General features: G+C 61.5%; 1 protein-coding gene. It reads right to left on the reverse strand.

What is annotated here, in order from left to right:
* Positions 1-25 precede the first annotated feature (25 nt).
* Positions 26-1,369: an IS5 family transposase gene (locus tag AC0L2O_RS36130; RefSeq protein WP_473373113.1), complete on the reverse strand. Its 1,344-nt coding sequence runs from the start codon at positions 1,367-1,369 to the stop codon at positions 26-28.
* Positions 1,370-1,523: the final 154 nt, after the last annotated feature.

Consider the following 1,523-nt stretch of genomic DNA (forward strand, 5'->3'; position numbering starts at 1 on the left):
GTCGTCCGTGAAGAAGAACGCTGATTCAGGCTGGATTGATCGCCGGCTCCGTGAGGGGTGCGGTCAGGATTTGCCACAACAAAATCCTGAGCCAGCGGATCAGGCGGCGGAAGTTGTAGCCGGTGGCGGCGAGGATGGCATTGGTTGCGTCCCCGTGCCGGAACCAGAGATAGTTTCGGCCCATGCGATGCTCGGCTTTGAGGTGGCCGATGACGGGTTCGACGGCGGCCCTGCGGCGCAGCTCACGCTCGATCTGCGACGTCACGCCTCGCTTCTGCCCCGAGAGAAAGACCCTGAACTTGTACTCGGGCGGCGCGTTGTGGCCGCGGTAGCCCTTGTCAGCGAGAATGCGCGTGATGGTGTTGCCGACCATCGCCTCCATGTCGGGGATGACGGTTTCCAGGGTGTGGCCATCATATGGATTGCCGGGCAACGCCTTTATATGGGTGACGAACTGGCCGCCCTTGGCGTGGCCGATCGTGGTGGCGACGGAGACTTTGACGCCGAACTCGTAAGGCCGATGGGCCTTGCCCTTGCCGATGCATTCGACCTCCGGTGCATGCAGGGAATAGACCTTCGTCCCACGTTGACGCTGCTGCTGCTCGTGGACGCGCCGCGCCAGCAATAGCAGCTTGGCGAAGGCAGCTTCGAGCCCGCTATTGCCCTCAGTCTTGCGGCCGATGTCGCGAATGACACGGCCCAGATAGGTGCGTAGCTTCTTCAGCATTCGGTTGGCGCGCTTGAACTGCTTGGCGTGGGCATAGCGCTGATGCCGGATCAGGGCGAACTTGCCCACGCGCGCATAGGATTGGCGTAAACCTACCCCGTGACGCTGCGCCAGCCGTACCAGCTTCTCGCGCGCCCGGTTCAGAAGCTTCGCATCGGTGGGGAACGTCACGTTCTTGGGCTGAACCGTGGTGTCGACGATCACCCGAGACAAGTCAGACGGCTTGATCGCCTTGGTCCTGGTCGCAACCGACAGGCTCTCCTGCAACAACGCCTGCAGCCGTTCCTCGCCCATGCGGTTGCGCCAGCGCGTCAGCGACGAGCGATCGAACACCAACTCGTGCTGGAAGAACTCCTCACCGCAGAAGAACTGGTAATAGGGATTCTCGACCCAGCGCTCACACAGCACCTCGTCAGACAGGTCGTAGGTATGCTTGAGGATCGCCAGTCCCGCCATCAATCGCGTCGGCAGTGGCGGGCGGCCGGGATCATCGGTGTAGACCTCGCCGAACCGCCCCTCCAGGAAGCTCCAATCCACCGTGCGGCCCAGCGCCACCAGCGGATGCTTCATGTCAATGATCTGATCGAGCCGAGAGCGGAACAGATCCTGCTCTCCCGTTTCCCGCCGTTCCGGTGGCCGCATCTGGTCCTCGCCAAATCGCTCCGGGCCAGAGAATCACAAATCAAGTTTGCAAGGAATCCCCTTCCGAAGACCCGATTCTCGGCAAACCCGATGACGCTAATGCGCCGCTTCCAGATTCCAAATCAATGACTTGGGAATTCTTCACGGAGGACGA

The organism is Bradyrhizobium sp. Kon10 (genome assembly GCF_055807395.1).

Bases quoted from the DNA above. Each gene is read 5' to 3' on its own strand.
- AC0L2O_RS36130 (WP_473373113.1), bottom strand. From the start codon at position 1,369: ATGCGGCCACCGGAACGGCGGGAAACGGGAGAGCAGGATCTGTTCCGC.